The 19,518-nt window shown below is 48.2% G+C and carries 2 protein-coding genes (1 of these 2 running past the window's edge); both read left to right on the top strand.

The genetic code is table 11. From position 1 onward, the window contains the following. Positions 1-9,927 carry a non-ribosomal peptide synthetase/type I polyketide synthase gene (locus J8Z24_RS02465; RefSeq protein WP_252095193.1) on the top strand — a complete coding sequence of 3,309 codons (9,927 nt, stop codon included), beginning with the start codon at positions 1-3 and terminating at the stop codon, positions 9,925-9,927. Further along, positions 9,927-19,518, top strand: partial view of a non-ribosomal peptide synthetase gene (locus J8Z24_RS02470; protein ID WP_252095194.1) — the 5' portion only. Its footprint extends 236 nt past the window's final position; 9,592 of the gene's 9,828 nt are visible here — the first part of the coding sequence; its start codon is at positions 9,927-9,929; its stop codon lies off the right edge, out of view. Before J8Z24_RS02465 ends, J8Z24_RS02470 begins: the two co-directional genes overlap by 1 nt.

Here is a 19,518-nt window from a genome sequence, read left to right on the forward strand (position 1 = left end):
ATGAATACAAATATTGTTACTATACTCGCGGGTTTAGCGCGTACTCGATCTCAAGATATTGCCTATCAGTATTTTTACGATGAGGCACTACCAAGTAAAACCATTTCCTACCAAGAATTGCATGCACGTGCAGCATCCATTGCTGAGGTATTGAGTGAATATTTTGAGCCGGGTGACAGAGCATTATTACTATACAACTCCGGATTTGAATTTATAGAAGCATTTTTTGGGTGTTTATACGCTGGGATCATTGCGGTACCGGTTTATCCTCCTAAGAAGAATCAAAACGTTGATCGTCTGCGTGCCATCATTGAAGACGCAGGTGCCAAAGGCGCGCTCACCAGTGAAAAAATCAATGAAATCGCCAAGCCATTGCTTGATGCAGAGCCTAGCCTAGCGAAATTAGCACTATTTACTACGGATAACATTGCTCTTAAATCGACCACCCAACAGTGGCCTCGTGCAGACATTCATGGTGAGCAACTGGCATTTTTGCAATATACCTCAGGCTCGACGGGTACACCTAAGGGCGTGATGGTAACCCACAATAATATTCTTGATAATCAGGCGCTAATGAAAGAAGCGTTTGGTCATGATAACAACTCTTCGGTCGTAAGCTGGTTGCCTCATTTCCATGATATGGGACTTGTTTTTGGCATTATGCACCCAATTTACATCGGTGCGACAGCCGCGCTGATGAATCCGGCTTATTTCCTGCAAAAACCACTGCGTTGGTTAAAGCTGCTTTCCCAAACCAAAGCTTTAACGTCAAGTGCGCCAAACTTTGCCTATGATCTGTGTGTGGACACTGTTAAAGACGAAGATCTTAAAGACTTAGATTTGTCCCATTGGCGCTCAGCATTAAACGGCGCAGAACCAGTGCGTGCCAGCACGTTAGAGCGCTTTTATCAAAAGTTTAAAGTATGTGGTTTACAAAGAGCGAGTATCGCACCTTGTTACGGCATGGCAGAAACCACCTTATTTGCAACCGGAGGGCGGCTTCTAGAAAAACCAAGGATATTACGTATAGATGCGGCCAAGTTACAACAGGGTAAAGCCGAACAAGTCGCAGATGAAGGTACAATAGATGCGTTTTATGCGCTAGGTGAGGCTGATGATCAGCAGCCTTATTACGCCGTATCTTCTGGTGTGAGTTGGGGCGAGCATCGCATTGCGATAGTTAATCCAGAGTCTTGTGAAGCCCGGGATGATGGTGAAACCGGAGAGATTTGGGTAACTGGCCCAAGTGTAGCAAAAGGGTATTGGAATAACCCTGCGGCAACCGAGGCTACGTTTCATGCCAGAATTAAAGGTGCTGACCAACGGGATTATCTGCGTACTGGTGATTTAGGCTTTATCCAGCGTGGGGAATTGTTCGTGACAGGACGCGCCAAAGACGTACTTATCTTCCGTGGTAAAAACTACTACCCGCAAGATATAGAGCTGACGGTGACAGAAGCAAGTGACAGCTTAGAACAAAATGGTGGCGCGGCGTTTTCGGTCGCCGCTAATGGCGATGAAGAACGTTTGGTGATAGTACAACAAGTAAAACGTACCGCGCTTAGGAAGTTAAATGCTGAGCAGGTACTGCAGCAGATCACCGCAGCGATCGTTGAGCACCACGGCATTACGCCTTATGACATTGTATTGATAAAGCCCGGTCGCATTCACAAAACATCGAGCGGTAAAATTCAGCGCCAAGAGAACAAGCGTAGTTACCTAGCAGGTAACTTTGAAGCAATTGCGCGCGCCCGTGAAGCTGCTGTGTTACAGCAAGCTGAGACGCCATCGTCCTCATCGTCACTACAACAAATTCAGCGGTTATTACAAGAGTTAGTCGCACAAGAAATAGATAAGCCCGCGCGTAGTTTGGATATCGACGCGCCATTCTTAGCATTAGGTGTAGATTCGATGAAAGCGGTGCGGATCTCAGGGGAGTTAATGGAAGTACACCAGCTAGACCTTGAGCCTACGGTACTTTACGAATATCCTTCAATTCGCGAACTCGCCCAGTATTTAAGTCAGTTTAGTACGTTTGCTCAAGCTCTAGGGCAGACAGAGCTTAACGAGTCGAAAGGCACCACTCAGCAAGCGAATAAGAAGCAAGCCTCTCGCCGAACTGCACATATTGCGGATACAGATATTGCCGTGATTGGCATGGCCTGTCGTTATCCTTTGGCGAATGGACTTGAGGCATTTTGGCAGCTGTTATGTCAGCAAGGCGATGGGATCACCACGCCAGATCCGAAGCGCCAGCAGCTTTGTCCTAACCTTGAAGCTGATCGACTCGGAGGTTATCTAGAGTGTATTGATGAGTTTGACGCTGCATTATTCGGGATCTCGCCACTTGAGGCCAAGCATATTGACCCCCAACATCGATTACTGCTTCAAACGGCTTATCACGCCATACAAAATGTCGGTTACCAACCCGCCACGCTCGCAGGTAGCGATATTGGCGTGTATGTTGGTATATCGCAAAATGACTACTTTTTATTGTCGCAACAACAGCAAAAAAGTACCGCGTATTTAGGCACGGGCACAGCACTGAGCATTGCTGCAAACCGCATTTCTTATAGTTTTAATTTTACCGGCCCAAGTGTGGTGATTGACACTGCGTGCTCGTCATCGCTGGTGGCGCTTCATCATGCAATTCAAGCACTAAGAAATGGAGAAACAAACGCGGCATTGGTGGCGGGCGTTAATCTTATTCTGAGCGATGATGTGACCAAGGCCTGTGAAAACGCACAGATGTTAGCAGCAGACGGTCATTGCAAAACCTTTTCACAAGCAGCGGATGGCTATGTGCGAAGTGAAGGAGTTGGGGTGGTGATGCTAAAGCCGCTACAACAAGCCATGGCAGACAACGACCCGATTGTTGGTGTACTCAAAGGCAGTGCAATTAATCAAGACGGTCGCAGCAATGGTATTACCGCGCCAAATAGTGCCGCGCAACAGGCGGTGATCAATGCCGCCCTTGATAATGCCAAGATGCAGGCGGGAGATATCCACTATGTGGAAACCCATGGTACGGGGACGGAGCTTGGCGATCCTATCGAGATCACAGCATTAAATCGCACGTACGGAGAGCACCATAGTCGTCATAATCCGGTTATTCTCGGTGCGGTAAAAGCGAATATTGGTCACCTTGAGTCCGGTGCGGGTATTGCTGGGCTTATCAAAACGCTACTGTGTTTACAGCATGGGCAAATTCCTGCGCAGCGTTATAGTGAGGCGTTAAATCCGCACATTCCATGGCAAAAGCTCCCGTTCATTGTGCCGCAAAGTACGCAGGCATGGCCTGTACAACAAGGGGAAATAAGAGCTGCTGGATTAAGCTCTTTTGGCTTTGGTGGTACTAATGCCCATGTGATCTGCGCACAAGCGCCAGCGTCTAAACCCTATACGCAAGCTGAAGTAACACCGCCTTCGTGTTACCTATTGCCCCTGGCTGCTAAATCGAAAGCGGCATTGCAACAACTCGCTGGTCACTATAGTGAGCGATTGTCGAGTTTGACTCCTCAAGCATTTGATGACTTCTGCGCACAAAGTGCTGAGCAAGTACCGCTTAAAGGTGTGCATAAAACGTTTAGTGGTGTGAGTAGAGAGGCACTTATTGCGCAACTGAATAGTCCCATTATTGCTGAACAGTCCTCGGCAAACACTCCACCAGAAGTCGCGTTTTTGTTCACCGGACAAGGTTCGCAATACCCCTTGATGGCTCACTCTTTATATCAACACCACGCAGTGTTTCGCAGGCACTTAGATGACATTGACAGGTTGGTTGGGGAACGTTTTGGTGCACGCCTGTTGGATGTGTTATTCGATGAAAAGCATAGTGAACTACTGGCACAAACACGTTGGACGCAAGTGAGCTTGTTTGCCGTCGAATACAGTGTGGCAAACTTATTGATACATTTTGGGGTAAAGCCATCTCAGCTGCTCAGTCATAGCGTTGGTGAGTATGCGGCTGCTTGTATTGCGGGTGTGTTTTCGCTTCGTGACAGCGTTGAGTTGATTGCAGCGCGTGGTCAGCTAATGCATGAATTACCGATAAAAGGCAGTATGATCGCCGCAAGGTGTGATGAAGTAGCCGCACGTAATTGCTTGAACGAGATTCAGGGGCAAGTGGTTATTTCAGCCTTTCATGGTGAGGCTGGGGTGGTATTCTCCGGTGCTGAGGAAGCAATCTCAGCCCTCAGTGACGTACTTGCAGCACAGCAAATTAAAGTAACATCTCTGCATACGGCAAACGCTTTCCATTCTCCACTGATGAGCCCTATGCTAGACGCCTTTAGGGAAGTCGCTGAACAGGTTAGCTTTCAACAGCCTAAATTGCCTTTTGTTTCATCCATGACGGGGCAAGTAGAGACCGCACGCATTGCAACAGCTGAGTATTGGGTTGAACAAATTATGGCACCGGTTCGCTTTGCTGACTGTGTAACCGAGCTTGAGTCACTAGAGCATGGCTTAGCTTTTGAGCTTGGTCCCAAACCTATTTTGAGTGGCTTAATACAAGAAAACAGTAATAACAAAGCGCTCAATTATGCCCATGTATTGCACCCCAAAGGCGATGACTGCATGAGGTTCGCCGAGTGTTTAGGCACATACCTCGATTTAGGCGGGGCGCTCAAATGGCTACAGGTGTATGGCAATCGTCCGAACGCTAGAGTGAGTTTGCCGCAATACCCATTTGATTGCAGCTCATACTGGGTTTTTGGTACTGAACAATCACAGCCCGAAGCTCTGACTGTGGTGGATACAAGTGACCGTGATGCACAAATTCGCAGCTTTGTGCTCAGTACCTTAGCGGGACTCTTGTCGATGCCCGCTGATGCTATCCAAACTAACCTCCCGTTGCTAGAAATGGGGGTTGATTCGTTGATGATCATGCAGGCCGTTAGAGTATATGAGCGGGAATTCGGTTTAGAGTTTAGTGTTCGTCAATTTTATCAAGAGCTCAGCGATGTCGATAAGTTAGTGGCCTATATTCAACGCCATAGTGACTATCTCAAAGCGCCGCAAAACCCTCAACAAGCTGGCAGTTCGCCATCACCTGTATCGGTAACGACGGATACGCCAAAAGGTAGCGCTGTAGAGGCTGACAGCCACACACTCGTTGCCATTTGTCAGGCGCAATTACAGGCGGCAAGCACAGTGACCAACGCTGAAGCAAGAGCTGCGTTAGAGGTCGTGGTGGGTCAGCAGTTACGCCATATTCAGGGCGTAAAAATTGAAAACAGTGCAGTCACCACAACAGCAACTGTGGTATCAAAGCCCCAGCCAAGCAGCGCTCAATCTGTGCTGCCAGGCGCACAGCAAAAACAAGTGCAGCATGCCAATAGCAGCCCAGCCATACGTCAACACCTTGCTACATTGAGTGACTCTTACATTGCGAAAACGCACAGTTCAAAAGCGCTAGTGAGCGAATATCGCGCACGCCTTGCGGATTGCCGTGCGTCGGCGGGTTTTAGACTGTCGAGCAAAGAGCTACTTTATCCGGTGTTTTCTAAGCGCTGTGAGGGCGCATATATCTGGGATATCGACGACAATCGCTATATTGATATCACTATGGACTTTGGTACTAACTTATTTGGTCATAATCCTGACTTTATCAAAGCTGCACTGGCGCAGCAGCTTGAAGCAGGGATGCAGCTGGGACTGGCAAGTCCCGATGCGCCAGAGGTCGCCGCACTTATCTGTGAGCTGACTGGGCTTGAGCGGGTATCGTTTTGTAACTCTGGTACAGAGGCGGTAATGACAGCGCTACGCCTAGCAAGAACAGTGACCAAGCGCGATAAAATTGTTCAGTTCTCAGATGCGTACCATGGTCACTATGATGGTACTTTAGCAACTGAATCGCCAGAGCACGGCGTAGAGGCAATGTGTGCTGGAGTGCGCTACGGCGCAATCGCCGATAATCTTGTTTTACCTTATGGTGATAATGAAGCGCTTGAGATCATTACCCGAGAGGCACAACATATTGCCGCGGTGATTGTTGAACCGGTACAAAGCCGTCATCCTGAAAATCAGCCTTGGGCGTTTTTACGTAAACTTCGTACGCTCACTGAAGCACACGGTATTGCCCTTATTTTTGATGAAATGATCACAGGCTTTAGAGCACATCCCGGTGGCGTTCAAGGTTTGCTTGGTATTAAGGCCGACATGGCAACCTACGGCAAAATCGTCGGTGGAGGTATGCCTATCGGTGTGGTCGCGGGGGCAGCCACCTATCTTGATGCCATTGACGGCGGCAATTGGCAATACGGAGATGATTCTTACCCTTTGACCGATACCACCTTCTTCGCCGGAACTTTTTGTAAACACCCAATGACCATGGCAAGCGCCAAAGCGGTGTTGCAAGCGATTAAGTCGCAAGGTCCAGCGTTACAACAAGGGATCAACGACAAAACCGCGGCATTTAAAGCACATCTCAATGCGTTTTTTGAAACCCATGATGTACCCATTCGAATAGAAGCGTTTGCCTCATTATTCCGTTTTCGCTTTTCGCAAAATCTTGATGTGTTCTTTTATGAAATGCTAGAGCGCGGTGTGTTTATCTGGGAAGGGCGTAACTGCTTTTTCAGCGCTGCCCATACAGATGAAGACATTGCTGCGGTGATAAACGCAGTTGAAGCCAGTGTACTTAGCTTAAAACGTGCGGGTTATTTTGGTGAAGCGAGCCAAAGTGATGACGCCGCTGCATTTCCACTTAGCCATAGCCAGCAACAGCTATTAGCGCTGGCATTGACCTCAAGCGATGGAGCGAGCGCATATCAATTACAAGCGACGGTAAAGCTCTCCGGTAAGCTCGACTTAGCGCGGTTGCAGCAAGCCGTTACTGCGCTCTGCCGCGACTTCACAATCTTGCGTTTTGGTGTTGATAGTGAGCGCTTAATGCAATATTGTCGAGTGGAAAAAGCCGAGCTGCATGTTGAATCATGGAGCGAAGACGACCAAGCAGCATTGCAGGCGCGGTTATCTGCACTGCGTTATCAACCGTTTGACTTTGCAAAAGACCCACTTAGTAGAGTGGCATTGTTGAGTGATGGCAAAGCGCAGCACTATTTAAGTGTGGTGGCCCATCATGTGATCTGCGATGGGCTGTCACTACAAATGGCGTTAGCAGCGATTGCTGAGCGCTACAATCAAGATGTAAAGCAAAATGAGGCGGCAAGCCGAGCGGTTTCCTTTAGCCACTACGTTGATAGCTTGCAGGCATATTCACATTCACCGGAAGCTGCCAAAAACCAAGCTTTTTGGCACCACTGCTTAGCCAGTTCAACTCCGCTTGAGCTGCCAAAATCAATGGCGGTGAGTACGGCTTCATTCCAAGTTAATCAACTTACATTACCCATTTCATCGAATGCAATCCGCAACACTGAGATCCTTGCCCAGTCTTTACGCTGTGGGCAATTTGCAACCATGCTTGCACTTTATTGCTTGTGGCTACACAAGTTAAGCGGCCAGACGGTAATAAGTGTCGGTGTGCCGGTATCAGATAGGCAGCGACTGGCATCACAGTTTGAGCCTGAGTTGCTCGACCAAGCGTTACTGGGCTATTGCACCAATATCTTACCCATTGTGGTTGATATAGCAGGCCTTAGCACTATCGGTGAGCTAGTACAGCGGGTGCAAAATATTTTACTTGATGCCTTTGATCATCAAACTCATCCATATGCAAGCCTTGCTGATGACCAGCTTATTCTACCTAGCACCTTGTTTAATCTAGATAAAGTTACCACTTTGCCGAGCTTTAACGGGCTGCAAGTTGAGGTGCAACCAAGTGTCGCTAAATTTGGCCAATTTGAACTGACGACAAATATGACCTGTATTGCGGGGCAGTGGTCACTGTTAGTGGAATATCACACTGCGCAATTTGATACTGAATTAATGACTCAGTATGTGGCTAAGTTTGTCCATTTGCTGTCGCAAGTTCAGAGTAGTACACCGATAGGGGCTCAAAATGAGCTGATGCAAAGTAGCGATGATGTGTATCGATTGGTTGAGTTGCCACTGCAACAAGAAAAATCGGTCAAAGTCGCGACGAGTTTCATTGAAACGTGGCAGCACAATGTGTCGCGTTGCAGCAAGCGTACAGCATTGGTAACGGATGATGTGAGTCTCAGTTATGAAGCGCTAGATGCGCGTGTTAATCAGCTCGCTCACTACTTGATGAAGCAACAGGTAACGCCTAATAGTATCGTGGCAGTAGCATTACCACGCAGGGCGGAGCTATTGATAGCACTTATGGCGGTGATGAAAGTAGGGGCGGCATTTTTACCACTTGACCTTACCTTTCCTGACGAGCGCATCGCGCATATTTTGCATGATGCCAAAGTGAAAGTTGTGCTGTGTGATGCCACCGGTGCGGAGTCTGCGTTATTCAACCATGGTGGTTTAAAGCGAGTCTGCATGGATAGCGATGCGGAAGAAATTGCCAAAAGTGCGACTCGCAGCCCAAGCTTACTAATTCAAGCTCAGCAGCGAGCGTATGTGATTTATACCTCTGGCTCTACGGGGTTACCCAAAGGCGTTGAGGTCAATCACGGGGCATTTGCTAATTTGCTTGCATCTATGTGTCGTGAGCCGGGGCTGGTGGCAGATGACCGCTTATTGGCTATCACCACGGTGGCATTTGATATTGCCTTGCTAGAATTGTTTGGGCCATTACTGGTTGGTGCGTCTGTGGTGCTGGCAAGTGATGAAAGTATTAGCGATCCTGCTGTGCTTGGCGCGCTTATCGAGCAGCAACAAGTAACTGTAATGCAGGCAACGCCAACGTTATGGCAATTACTGCTAAATGCGGCGCCAGCATGTACCTCTGGCATCAAAGTGTGGAGTGGTGGTGAGCCTTTACCTCAGGCATTAGCCGAGCAGCTACTCAGCAACAGTAAAGCGCTTTATAACTTATACGGGCCAACCGAAACCACTATTTGGTCGGCGGTGGCACATATCGATAATGCCGCAGAGGTAACCATTGATAAAGCGATACAAAATACCAGCTTATTTGTGCTCCCAACCGAGGGTCATGGTGAAGGGCTACCTTTACCCGATGGCGTATGGGGCGAGTTATACATTGGTGGTAGTGGCGTTGCTATGGGCTATTTACATCAAGCGGATCTGACCCAGCAGCGCTTTATCAATCATCAATTTACAGCTTCTATTAGCCGCCGTTTATACAAAACGGGAGACAAAGCGAGGCGTTTGGCTGATGGTCGTTTTGAAGTAAAAGGGCGCTTAGATAACCAAATTAAGCTTCATGGTCACCGCATAGAGCTTGGTGATATTAGCCATCACTTGGGGCGGATACTCAATAGCGGTGAAGTCGATGTTTGTGTGCAAACACTAGCAACAGGCTCTTGTCTATGTGGGTATATCTTTGATGATGGTGAGTTATCTACCGAGTGGTCTTCACCTCGGTTGCGCCAAGCGCTTGGTGAGTGGTTACCAAGTTACATGGTGCCTGAGCATTTTGTCTGGTTAAGTCAGTGGCCGATGACGCCAAATGGTAAGCGCGACCGCAAAGCACTGCCAAAGCCTGTGACAGAAGAAGCCTCAGAAATATGCACCTTGGCTCCCCGCACTGAAATAGAAAAACAGCTGCATCAGCACTATATCTCGCTACTCCCAGTTGAGCAGTTGGGCGTCACAGCACGTTTTGTGGATAGCGGTGGCAATTCAGTGATTGGCATGCAGTTGGTATCGAGGCTCAACCAAGCTTTCAATATTAAATTGACCATTGGCGACATCTTTGAACATGCCTGTATTGCAGAGCTTGCCGAGTGTATAGAAGCGCTGAAACAAGCCCATGATGCCATGGTATTGGAAGCGCAAACTCCAAATGTAGAAAAAGTCAGTGATATTGTGAGCGATCGTGATTTGAGCGCTGCACTACGTGATAAATCCATGACGGAGATGGACTTGTAATGATGGATAACTTTGCAATAAAACAGTGGTTAGATGAGCTTGACCGTCAACAGATTTATGTTTATTTACAGCAGGATAAATTAAAACTTAGAACACCGCTTGGGCAGGTGCCTGAGGCTATTATGGAGAAGATAAAGGCGCACAAAACTGCGCTTATCACCTACCTTCAGGGGCAACAAAAGCAATCTACTGCGCTATCTGCTGCGCAGCAAAGAATGTGGTTTATTGATAAGTATGAAGGAGGCACCGAGGCATACAATATGGCTGGGCTCGTTAAATTATCGCAGCCATTTTTAGTCACGGACATTGAACAAGCCTTGAACCGCTTGGTAGCTAAGCACGATATTTTAAGAGCAAGATTTACCACGGTTGAAGGGAGGGTGGTTCAGCAAATTGAACCTGCAGAGGCGATGAAAATTACGGTGATGAGCGTTAATGAGGACGCGCTGCCCAATCAGCTGCCTGAGTCGATTAAACAGGCGGTGCGCTATCAGTTTGATCTTGCCAGCGAGTCGTTACTACAAGTGACGGCATTAGTGCGCAACTCTCACACCGCTTGTCGCTGGTTACTAATAAATATGCACCATATTATTAGTGATGGTTGGAGCGTGACTGTGTTTATTAACGCGCTGCTACGTGAGCTAACCGAGGAGCCTCTTGACTCTCCAGTATTACAGTATGGGGATTATGTGCACTGGGAGCAGCAATTAAGACAATCCCCAGACTATCAACAACAATTGGCTTATTGGACTGAGCAGTTAGAGGCATTTACACCGTTTGAATTACCCACCAGCTATCCCAGGAAAAAAGAGAAGCAGTACCAAGGTGGCACAGTTCGTTGTTCGTTTAACGCAGAACAAATACAACGATTAGATAAAGCTTGCCACAGCGATGGCGTAACACATTTTAGCGCCTTGCTGGGCGTGTTTTACATCTTGCTTTATCGCTACAGTGAGCAAACCGATATTACCTTAGGGGTGCCGGTTGCAAATCGTCAGCAAAGCGAGTTTGAAACTATGCTTGGCTGCTTTATTAATACCTTGCCATTGCGAATGCAGATAAACGGTGAACACTCCATAAGTGAGGCGATTAAGGCACTACAAGGTCAAGTATTGCAAGGGCTTAGTAATCAAAACGTTGCCGTGGAAGACATCATTGAAGCGCTAGAGCTACCCAAATCCGCAGCGCATTCCGCCTTGTTCCAAATATTGTTTAACTACAATGGTGTGGCCAGTAATAAGGTGTCGGTAAACAGCCAATTAGAAGCCGAGTTAATTGCTCTTGATAATGGCACTGCGAAATTTGACTTAACCCTATCTGTTGATGATACAGATGATGCCTTTGTGTGTGACTTTGTTTATGCAACAGGCCTTTATGACCATGCGCTTATCCAGCAATTTGCCGATGATTATTTGGCACTCGTCCAGTGCTACTGTGCTAAAGAAACGCTGCCGATTGATGACTTGGTGCTCAAATCAACGAGCGTATCGGCAAAGGCGGCGGATATCAATCACAACATCAGCCAGCCGGCGCTTGTGCCTCAAGCAATCAGAGATATAGCGCAAATTCAAGGTGAGGCGATTGCAGTGGTTATGCCAAATACCAATGGCGAAGCATCACGCACCCTGACGTATCAGCAGCTACAAGATCAAAGCCTACAAATTGCCAACAACTTAGATGCTCCAGCGTCAATCATTGCGCTAATAACTACGGGTGATATGAGTGACATTGTCACTATGCTTGGCGTAATGCAAAGTGGCCGCGCGTATCTACCTATTGATGGCAATATGCCCACTGCAAGAGCGCTACAAATGCTAGGGCAAGCTGAGTGTAATACGGTGGTGGTAAGTGTCGAAACGCCTCTTTGCCAAGCGCTACATGAAGCTGACATCCAGGTTATTAAATATAGTGAGCTGAACCAAAACAAAGGAGCGCCGCAGCAAACTTATTCACCAAGTTTTGATGATAGCGCGTATGTGCTGTTTACTTCTGGCTCTACTGGTGTGCCCAAAGGGGTTGAGATCAGCCATGGCGCGCTGAGCCACTATTGCAGCAGTATTGCGGCGAGATTGAGTTACAACCAAGATACGCGAGCGGGCGTGGTCACAGGACTTGCCACTGACTTATGCTTAACGGCTGTGTATCCGGTGCTTACTCATGGCGGCACTGTGGTGTTGACTCTTGCAAGCCAAGCGCCAGAGCCTGCCCAAATCGCAGCCAAGTTAGTGGCTGAGCAAGTTAACTTAATAAAATTAACCCCTTCTTTTGCCACCGTGCTGTTGCCTCAGTTTACGGAGCAAAAGCCCGCTATTTCACAGTGGGTGTTAGGTGGAGAAGTGTTAGGTGAGCAGCTTGTTGATAGCATTCGCGCGCTGACGCCCGCGGCGCGTATTTTCAACCATTATGGTCCGACGGAGGCTTGTGTTGGGGTGATTTGTCATGAAGTGACTGACAGCAAGCTAACCGGCCACAGTTACCCAATCGGTACGCCTTTGACACATGTTGCTACCTGCGTACTCAACAAACAGGGGAAGCTAACACCCGCAGGTATGCCCGGTGAGCTCTATATTGGCGGGCCGAGCCTCGCCAAAGGGTATATAAATGCGCCTTTAGAGACCGCAGCTCAGTTTACAAGTAGCTTGCAACATAGTGTCCAATGCGCGCGTTTTTATCGCAGTGGTGATAGCGTTAGGCTGAATGCGAGCGGCGAGCTTGAATTTCTCGGTAGAATTGACAAACAAGCGAAAATTCGCGGTTACCGCGTTGACCTTAATGAAATAGAAGCTGCACTGGTGGCGCTTGATGAGGTATCGCAGGCTGCAGTCGTGGTGCGCAAGCTCGGCAAACAAGATGCCTTGGTTGCTTTTGTGGTAAGTATTGATGGCAGCCAGTGCGCCGCAACTAATCTGCGCGAGGCTATCCGCCAAGGCTTGAAGCGTCGCTTGCCTGAGCCGATGATCCCAAGCTGGATAGAGCTTTGCCAGCACTTACCCACCCTGAGTAATGGCAAGATAGACCGCCAACAATTACAGTCTTTGGCATTAACTTCTCAAAGCCAAAGTAGTGAAGTAACAAGTGCGTTGCAGCGACAGTTAATCGCGCTCTATCAAACCTTAACAGGCGCACCAGAAGTGGGGCTGCACGATAGCTTTTTCAGCATCGGTGGTCACTCTTTATTGGCAATGCAATTGCTCAATGAGCTAAGAGCTCAGTTCTCAGTGGAGGTGAGCTTAAAGCAAGTATTTGCCAATCCTAGCGTATTTGAGCTAAGTGAGATGTTGGCTAACTCTCAGTCTCAAGCTTCATTACCAAGTCTACAACCTGCACCATCACAGCCCAATTATCCTTTGTCATTTGCACAGCGGCGCTTATGGTTTGTTGATCAACTGCAAGGACACAGCAACCAGTATAATCTACAGGGCATATTCCAATTAAAAGGCAAGCTGAATGCTGAGGCCTTAGAGCAAGCCTTTATGACTGTGATTAAGCAACATCCGGTCTTGGCGTTTAATTACCATCAAAATGCGCAAGGAGAGCCATATCAAAGCGTTAATCTTGATGCTCGATTTGCCTTGGCTAAGCACGACTGGACTGATAAATCCGCTGAGCAACAAGCGCATGCGTTAGAGCAGGCTATCGCAGAAGATTACGCAACCAGCTTCGATTTAAGCCGTGATTTGATGCTACGCGCCAGTCTTTATCAGCAGCAAACCACGCAGGCTACCCTTGTGATCACCTTACATCATACCGCAGCCGATGGTTGGTCTATTGCTTGTTTGAGCGAAGCGTTAGAACAGGCATACAAAGCCGCGCTCAGTGGCGACACCCCAACATTGCAAGAGGTGCATTATGTTGATTATGTAATGTGGCAACAGCAGCTGGAGCAGAGTTCGCTATGGCAACAGGAGCTCGATTATTGGCGTATGCAATTACAAGGTCTGCCCAAGGGGCATGAACTACCGCTTGATTACCGCAGAGAAGCAACAACTTCTGCGCGCGGCGCGTTAGTGATTGAGCCCATACCTGCAGCGCTGGTCAGTGCGCTTCGAGCGTATCAAACTCGCTCAGGGCAAACCTTATTTGTGTTACTGCAAACGCTATTTTCCTTGTGGTTAAGCCGCTTTTCTCAACAGCGCGACGTGGTTGTCGGGACGCCGGTATCAGGGCGTCACCTTAAAGCATTTGAAAGTATGATTGGTAACTTTATCAATACCTTAGTGCTAAGGAGCACGTGGAGTGAAGACACCTGCTTTACTCAAGCACTACAGCAAACCCAAGGCTTACTCAACGACGCGTTGCAACACCAACATATTCCCTTCGATGTGTTAGTGGATGAGCTAGACATTGAACGCTCAAGCGCCCAACATCCGCTGCATCAAATCGTGTTTCGGGTAAATAATCAGGTAAATGAAAACCTTACGCTAGAACAATTGGAAGTGACGCCTTGCCAAAGTAAAGTACGCGGTGCCAAACTAGATTTGGAAGTTGCTGTGATAGACGAGGGGGATGTACTCAGCGTTGAATGGCTTTATGACAGTAATTTGTGGCAAGAAGCGAGTGTGGTTGGTTTCCATCAGCAGTTTTGTTATGTGTTATCGCAGTGTCTTGCAGAGCCAAATATTCCGTTGTCAACATTGTCATTGTGGCCCGCAGAGCAGCAGTTAGCGCTATTAAAACAGCAGCAAAGTGTTGCGGTAGAAGTGACAGAGCAACAGCCATGGGTGACTCAGTTTAGTCAGGTGGCTCTTCAGGTTCCACTACAGACTGCGGTGCGCATGGGGGAGTTCTCTTGTAGTTATCTCACCTTAGAAAAATGCGCGAACCAACTTGCTAATAGCTTATTGGAAATGGCATTTGCTGAGCAAAGTCGCATTGCTATTTTACTGCCGTCTTCCAGTTACATGGTGGCCGCGGTGCTGGCAATATTAAAAGCGCGTCATACTTATGTGCCCATTCATCATGACACGCCAACCGATACCTTAGCCTACATCATGAATGATGCAGACATCGTATTGACGCTGGCGCTAAGTGAAGATGCCGAGCGCTTGATTGAAGCCGGGAGTGACTTTTTGTTGCTTGATGATTTGTTCGAAGCCGAAGGGAACTTTGCGTTTTACGATACCAGTTTGCTGGTAGATGAAGACGCAGCAGCATATAACGAGGCCGAACTTGCTTATGTTATTTATACCTCAGGTTCAACGGGGCAGCCAAAAGGGGTGCCCATTAGTCATGACAACCTCAATAATTATCTGCGCTTTGCGTCTCAGCGCTACCTGCCCCAATCCGGAGGCATAACCAAGGCCGTACTCAGTACACCGCTGGCATTTGATGCGACGGTGACCGCCCTAGTGCCTATCTTAATGCGAGGCGGAGAGCTTGAGCTGCTCCCCACGGGCGCTGAATTGTTGCCTGCATTACATGAACAGATTTTTGCCGCGACGGAAGCTAAATTATTCAAGTTAACACCGGCTCACTTACGCGCGGTATTCGCATTAAGTGACGCACAAACTTATAGCAATATTGCTCACCGATTTGTGGTTGGCGGTGAAGGGCTGGGCGCAGCTTTGGTTGATAAGCTGATGGATAAGCTCCCTAATGCTCAGTGGATAAACGAATATGGCCCAACTGAGGCAACAGTCGGCTGTAGTATCTATGCTGTAAGCCGTGAGTCGCGCCACTTGTTAGCGGGTCATGAAGAAGTGCCTATTGGCCATGCTATCGATAATATGACCCTTGCGGTAGTCGATGAGTTTGGTCAGCTGGCTTTACCTAATATGCCCGGAGAGCTTTGGCTTGCGGGAGGTGGGGTGTGTGAAGGCTATATTAATCTCGCGAGTGTGACGCAAGCACGCTTTGTTGAGCAAGCGGTGCCTGCGTCTGGTACTTCAAGCATGCGTTGGTATCGCAGTGGCGACAAGGCAAAGTGGCAGGCGAATGCGCGCGGTGAGGCAGACTATCTTTGTTATTTGGGGCGGTTAGATGAGCAAGTCAAACTGCGCGGCTACCGTATTTCTCTTGTGGCAATCGCTCATCAAATCGACGCGTTGACACAAGTAAAAAGCTGCGCTGTGAGTGTTGATGAAGCGCAAGAAAGCCTAGTGGCTCATGTGGTCTTACATGACGAGGCTAAGCTCACACTTGTGCAGTTGCGCCAAGCTTTATCGCAGTCGCTGCCCAGTTACATGTTACCCGCTACACTGGATATCGTTGCTGATATTCCGCTGACTGCAAACGCAAAAGTAGACAAGCAAGCATTACAGCTTGCCTATCAGGCACAGGCGAAAAGCCATGAGGTCACCGAGGTAATTGATGGATCTAAGCTCACGGACATACAGCGTTATTTACTTGAGTTATATCGCGAGCTTCTGCCGAGCCAAGTACAGAGTATTAACGACAGCTTCTTTGACTTAGGCGGGCATTCGCTGCTGGCCATTAAAGTGATAAGCCGAGTGCGCAGTGAGCAGCGGCGAGATATCACCTTACCACAACTTTTTGATGCACCGAGTATTGCAGCATTTGCTGAAGCGATAACGACAAGTTCGATGATTGCGCACAGCAATACCATTGAGCCGGTATCAAGGGCCCAAGCGTTACCTTTGTCTTTTGCTCAGCAGCGTTTGTGGTTAATCGACCAGTTACATGAGCAAAGTGTGCAATACCATATGCCAGCGAGCTATTGGTGTGAAGGTGCCTTAGATATTGACGCTTTAACACAAGCGTTAAGCGCGATTGTTGCACGTCATGAAGTACTCCGTACGGTCATCGTTCCTGCAAGTGGTGATCACGGTGCTGTGCAGCAAGTTCGTGATCAAGTAGCCTGTCCTGTGGAATTAGTCGATTTGTCTGGGCTGAATAACGCAGAGCAACAGCAGCGTTGGCAAACATTGCAGCAACAATCGCTCAGCAAGCCTTTTGATTTATGCCAAGACACTATGCTGCGCGTGATCTGTGTACAGTTTAGTCACAACCAATTTGGACTTTTGTTTAACATGCACCACATTGCCAGCGATGGTTGGTCAATGGCGCTGCTGGCGAAAGAATTTGTGGCGTTTTATCGGCACTTTAGTGAAACGCCAGCGCATTCGTTGCCAGAGCAATACGCTAAGCCGCTAGCGGTGCAGTATGCAGACTTTGCCTACTGGCAGCAAAGACAGCAAGATAGCTATCAGGCGGATCTTGCCTATTGGCAAACTCAGTTGCAGCAATGTCCTGTTGTTCATGAATTACCGCTGGACTTTGAGCGACCACAAGTTCAGTCCCTTGATGGTGAGTGTATTCGTCATACTCTTACGACGTCGCAAGTTGAGGCGATAAAAGCGCATTGCCAAGCACAAGGAGTAACCTTGTATATGTGGTTGCAAAGTGCCTTTTCGCTGTTGATGCTTCGTCTTAGTCAAACGCAGGATATTGTTATTGGCTCGCCCATTGCCGGACGTGAGGTAAAAGAGTTAGAGGGATTACTGGGCTGCTTTGTGAATACTTTAGCTATTCGCACTCGCAAAGTGGGGTCGCCTTCATTTAACGATTGGCTAAGTGAGCAAAAGCAGGTGATTTTAGCGGCGTTTGCCCATCAGAGTTTACCCTTTGAACAACTTGTTGATGCCATTAATCCTCCGCGCAGCTTAGCGCATTCACCCGTGTTACAAATACTCTTTGCACTACAAAATAACGAACAAAGTGACTTCGAGCTACCTCATCTTAAAATCGAGCAACAGCTTGATCTCAAGCCTGCAATGAAGTTCGACTTAGAAGTCAATGCACAAGAATTTGGCAGTGAGATTGCAGTGCAGTGGAATTATGCCAAAGCCTTGTTTAAGCACAGTAGCGTACAGGCGATGAGTGATGCTTTTGTGACGTTAATTGGCGCGGCGCTGAAAAGCCCTGAGCAAAGCGTAAATACCTTACCATTAGTTGATAGCAAAACACTCAGCGAGCTAGGGCTTACCGCGCAAGCACAGCCGCAATCTCCTTGGTTTATCAGCGATAAAATACAACATTTTGCTCAGCACCACGCGAACCATAATGCTGTACGAGATATGACTGGCAAGCGGTTAAGTTTTGGCGAATTGGAGCTACAAAGTAACAAGCTAGCGCGTTACTTGGTTGAGCAAGGCGTAACAGCAAAGTCGCAGGTCGCAATAAGCTTAGCGCCAAGTTGTGAGCAAGTTGTAGCACTGTTGGCAATCTTAAAAGTTGGGGCTGTGTATGTGCCGCTTGACCCCAATGCACCGAGTCAGCGTCAGCACTATATATTGCGTGACAGTAAAGCGACTTGCCTTATCACCACCTCAGCGCTACTTCCAAACAGCACAGATCTCAGCTGCCATGTGATGCTAATAGACACCGAGCAGGATTGGCAGAACATGCCTGTAGAGGCGCTTGCGCCATTAAGTGATATTGATGCGCCAGCTTATATGATTTATACCTCAGGCACCACAGGGCAACCCAAAGGCGTGATGATAAGCCATCGAAACTTGCACCTTTATCTTGAGCACGTGAGCCGTAGTTATGTCAAAAGCGATTTACATGAGAGTGTTGTCAGCACACCTTTAGCATTTGATGCGACAGTAACGAGCTTATGGGGCGCGCTGGTTAATGGTCTTGGCGTTGTATTGTTAAGCGATGGCGGGCAGTTAATCACAGAGCTAAGTGAATGTTTAGCGCGCGAAGAAGCGCTGTTGTTTAAGTTGACACCAGCCCATTTGCAAGGCGTGCTGGCACGATTACAACCAAGCAATGCAGCGCACCACATTGTGGTGGGGGGAGAAGCCCTATCTAGCAGCGTGGTGGCTCAAGTTGGAGCACTGGTGCCACAGGCTCATTTTTACAACGAATATGGTCCAACAGAAGCAACGGTTGGGTGCTGTGTGTATCGCTGTAGTGGCCAAGATGCGGTTGCGCTTGCACAGCAATCACAGCGCTTTGTGCCAATTGGTAACGCCATTCAAGGCACTGATTTGGTGGTATTGGATCAGCATCAACAGCCTGTGCCTATGGGCATGCCCGGTGAGCTATACATCGCAGGCGATAATGTGGCTCAGGCGTATTTTGGATTGCCTGAACTCAGCGCCAGTAAATTTGTATCATTGTCTTTGATGAATAACTCGCAGCGTTATTATCAGACGGGGGATCAAGTGCGCTGGCTGCTAGATGAACAGGGCTGCTCTTGCGTGCTGCAGTTTATTGGTCGTCGAGACAATCAAGTTAAGCTGCGTGGTTATCGCATTGAGCTTGATGAGATCGCAGCTCAGCTTGAGCAACTAGATGTAGTGCAACAAGCACATGTGTTACTTAACGAAAGTAAAGATAACTTACTGGCCTGTGTGGTGCTAACTACGTCATCGCACAGTGATGCCATCTGTGAGCTTGAACAAGCGCTACAGACTCAGGTTTTAACCTCGTTAGCAGAGGTCCTACCAAGTTACATGTTGCCTTACAAGCTGTATGCACTGGCTGCTATGCCGCTTACCAATAATGGCAAAGTAGACGCAGGAGCGCTTGCACAGCTGGTGCAATCGCAACAGGCGCAAGCGCTTACAGCACCTTTAGCTCCTTTGACCGAGCTACAAACGCTACTGGAAGAAGTTTTTG

Source organism: Pseudoalteromonas sp. SCSIO 43201, from assembly GCF_023716725.1.
GTDB lineage: Bacteria > Pseudomonadota > Gammaproteobacteria > Enterobacterales > Alteromonadaceae > Pseudoalteromonas > Pseudoalteromonas peptidolytica.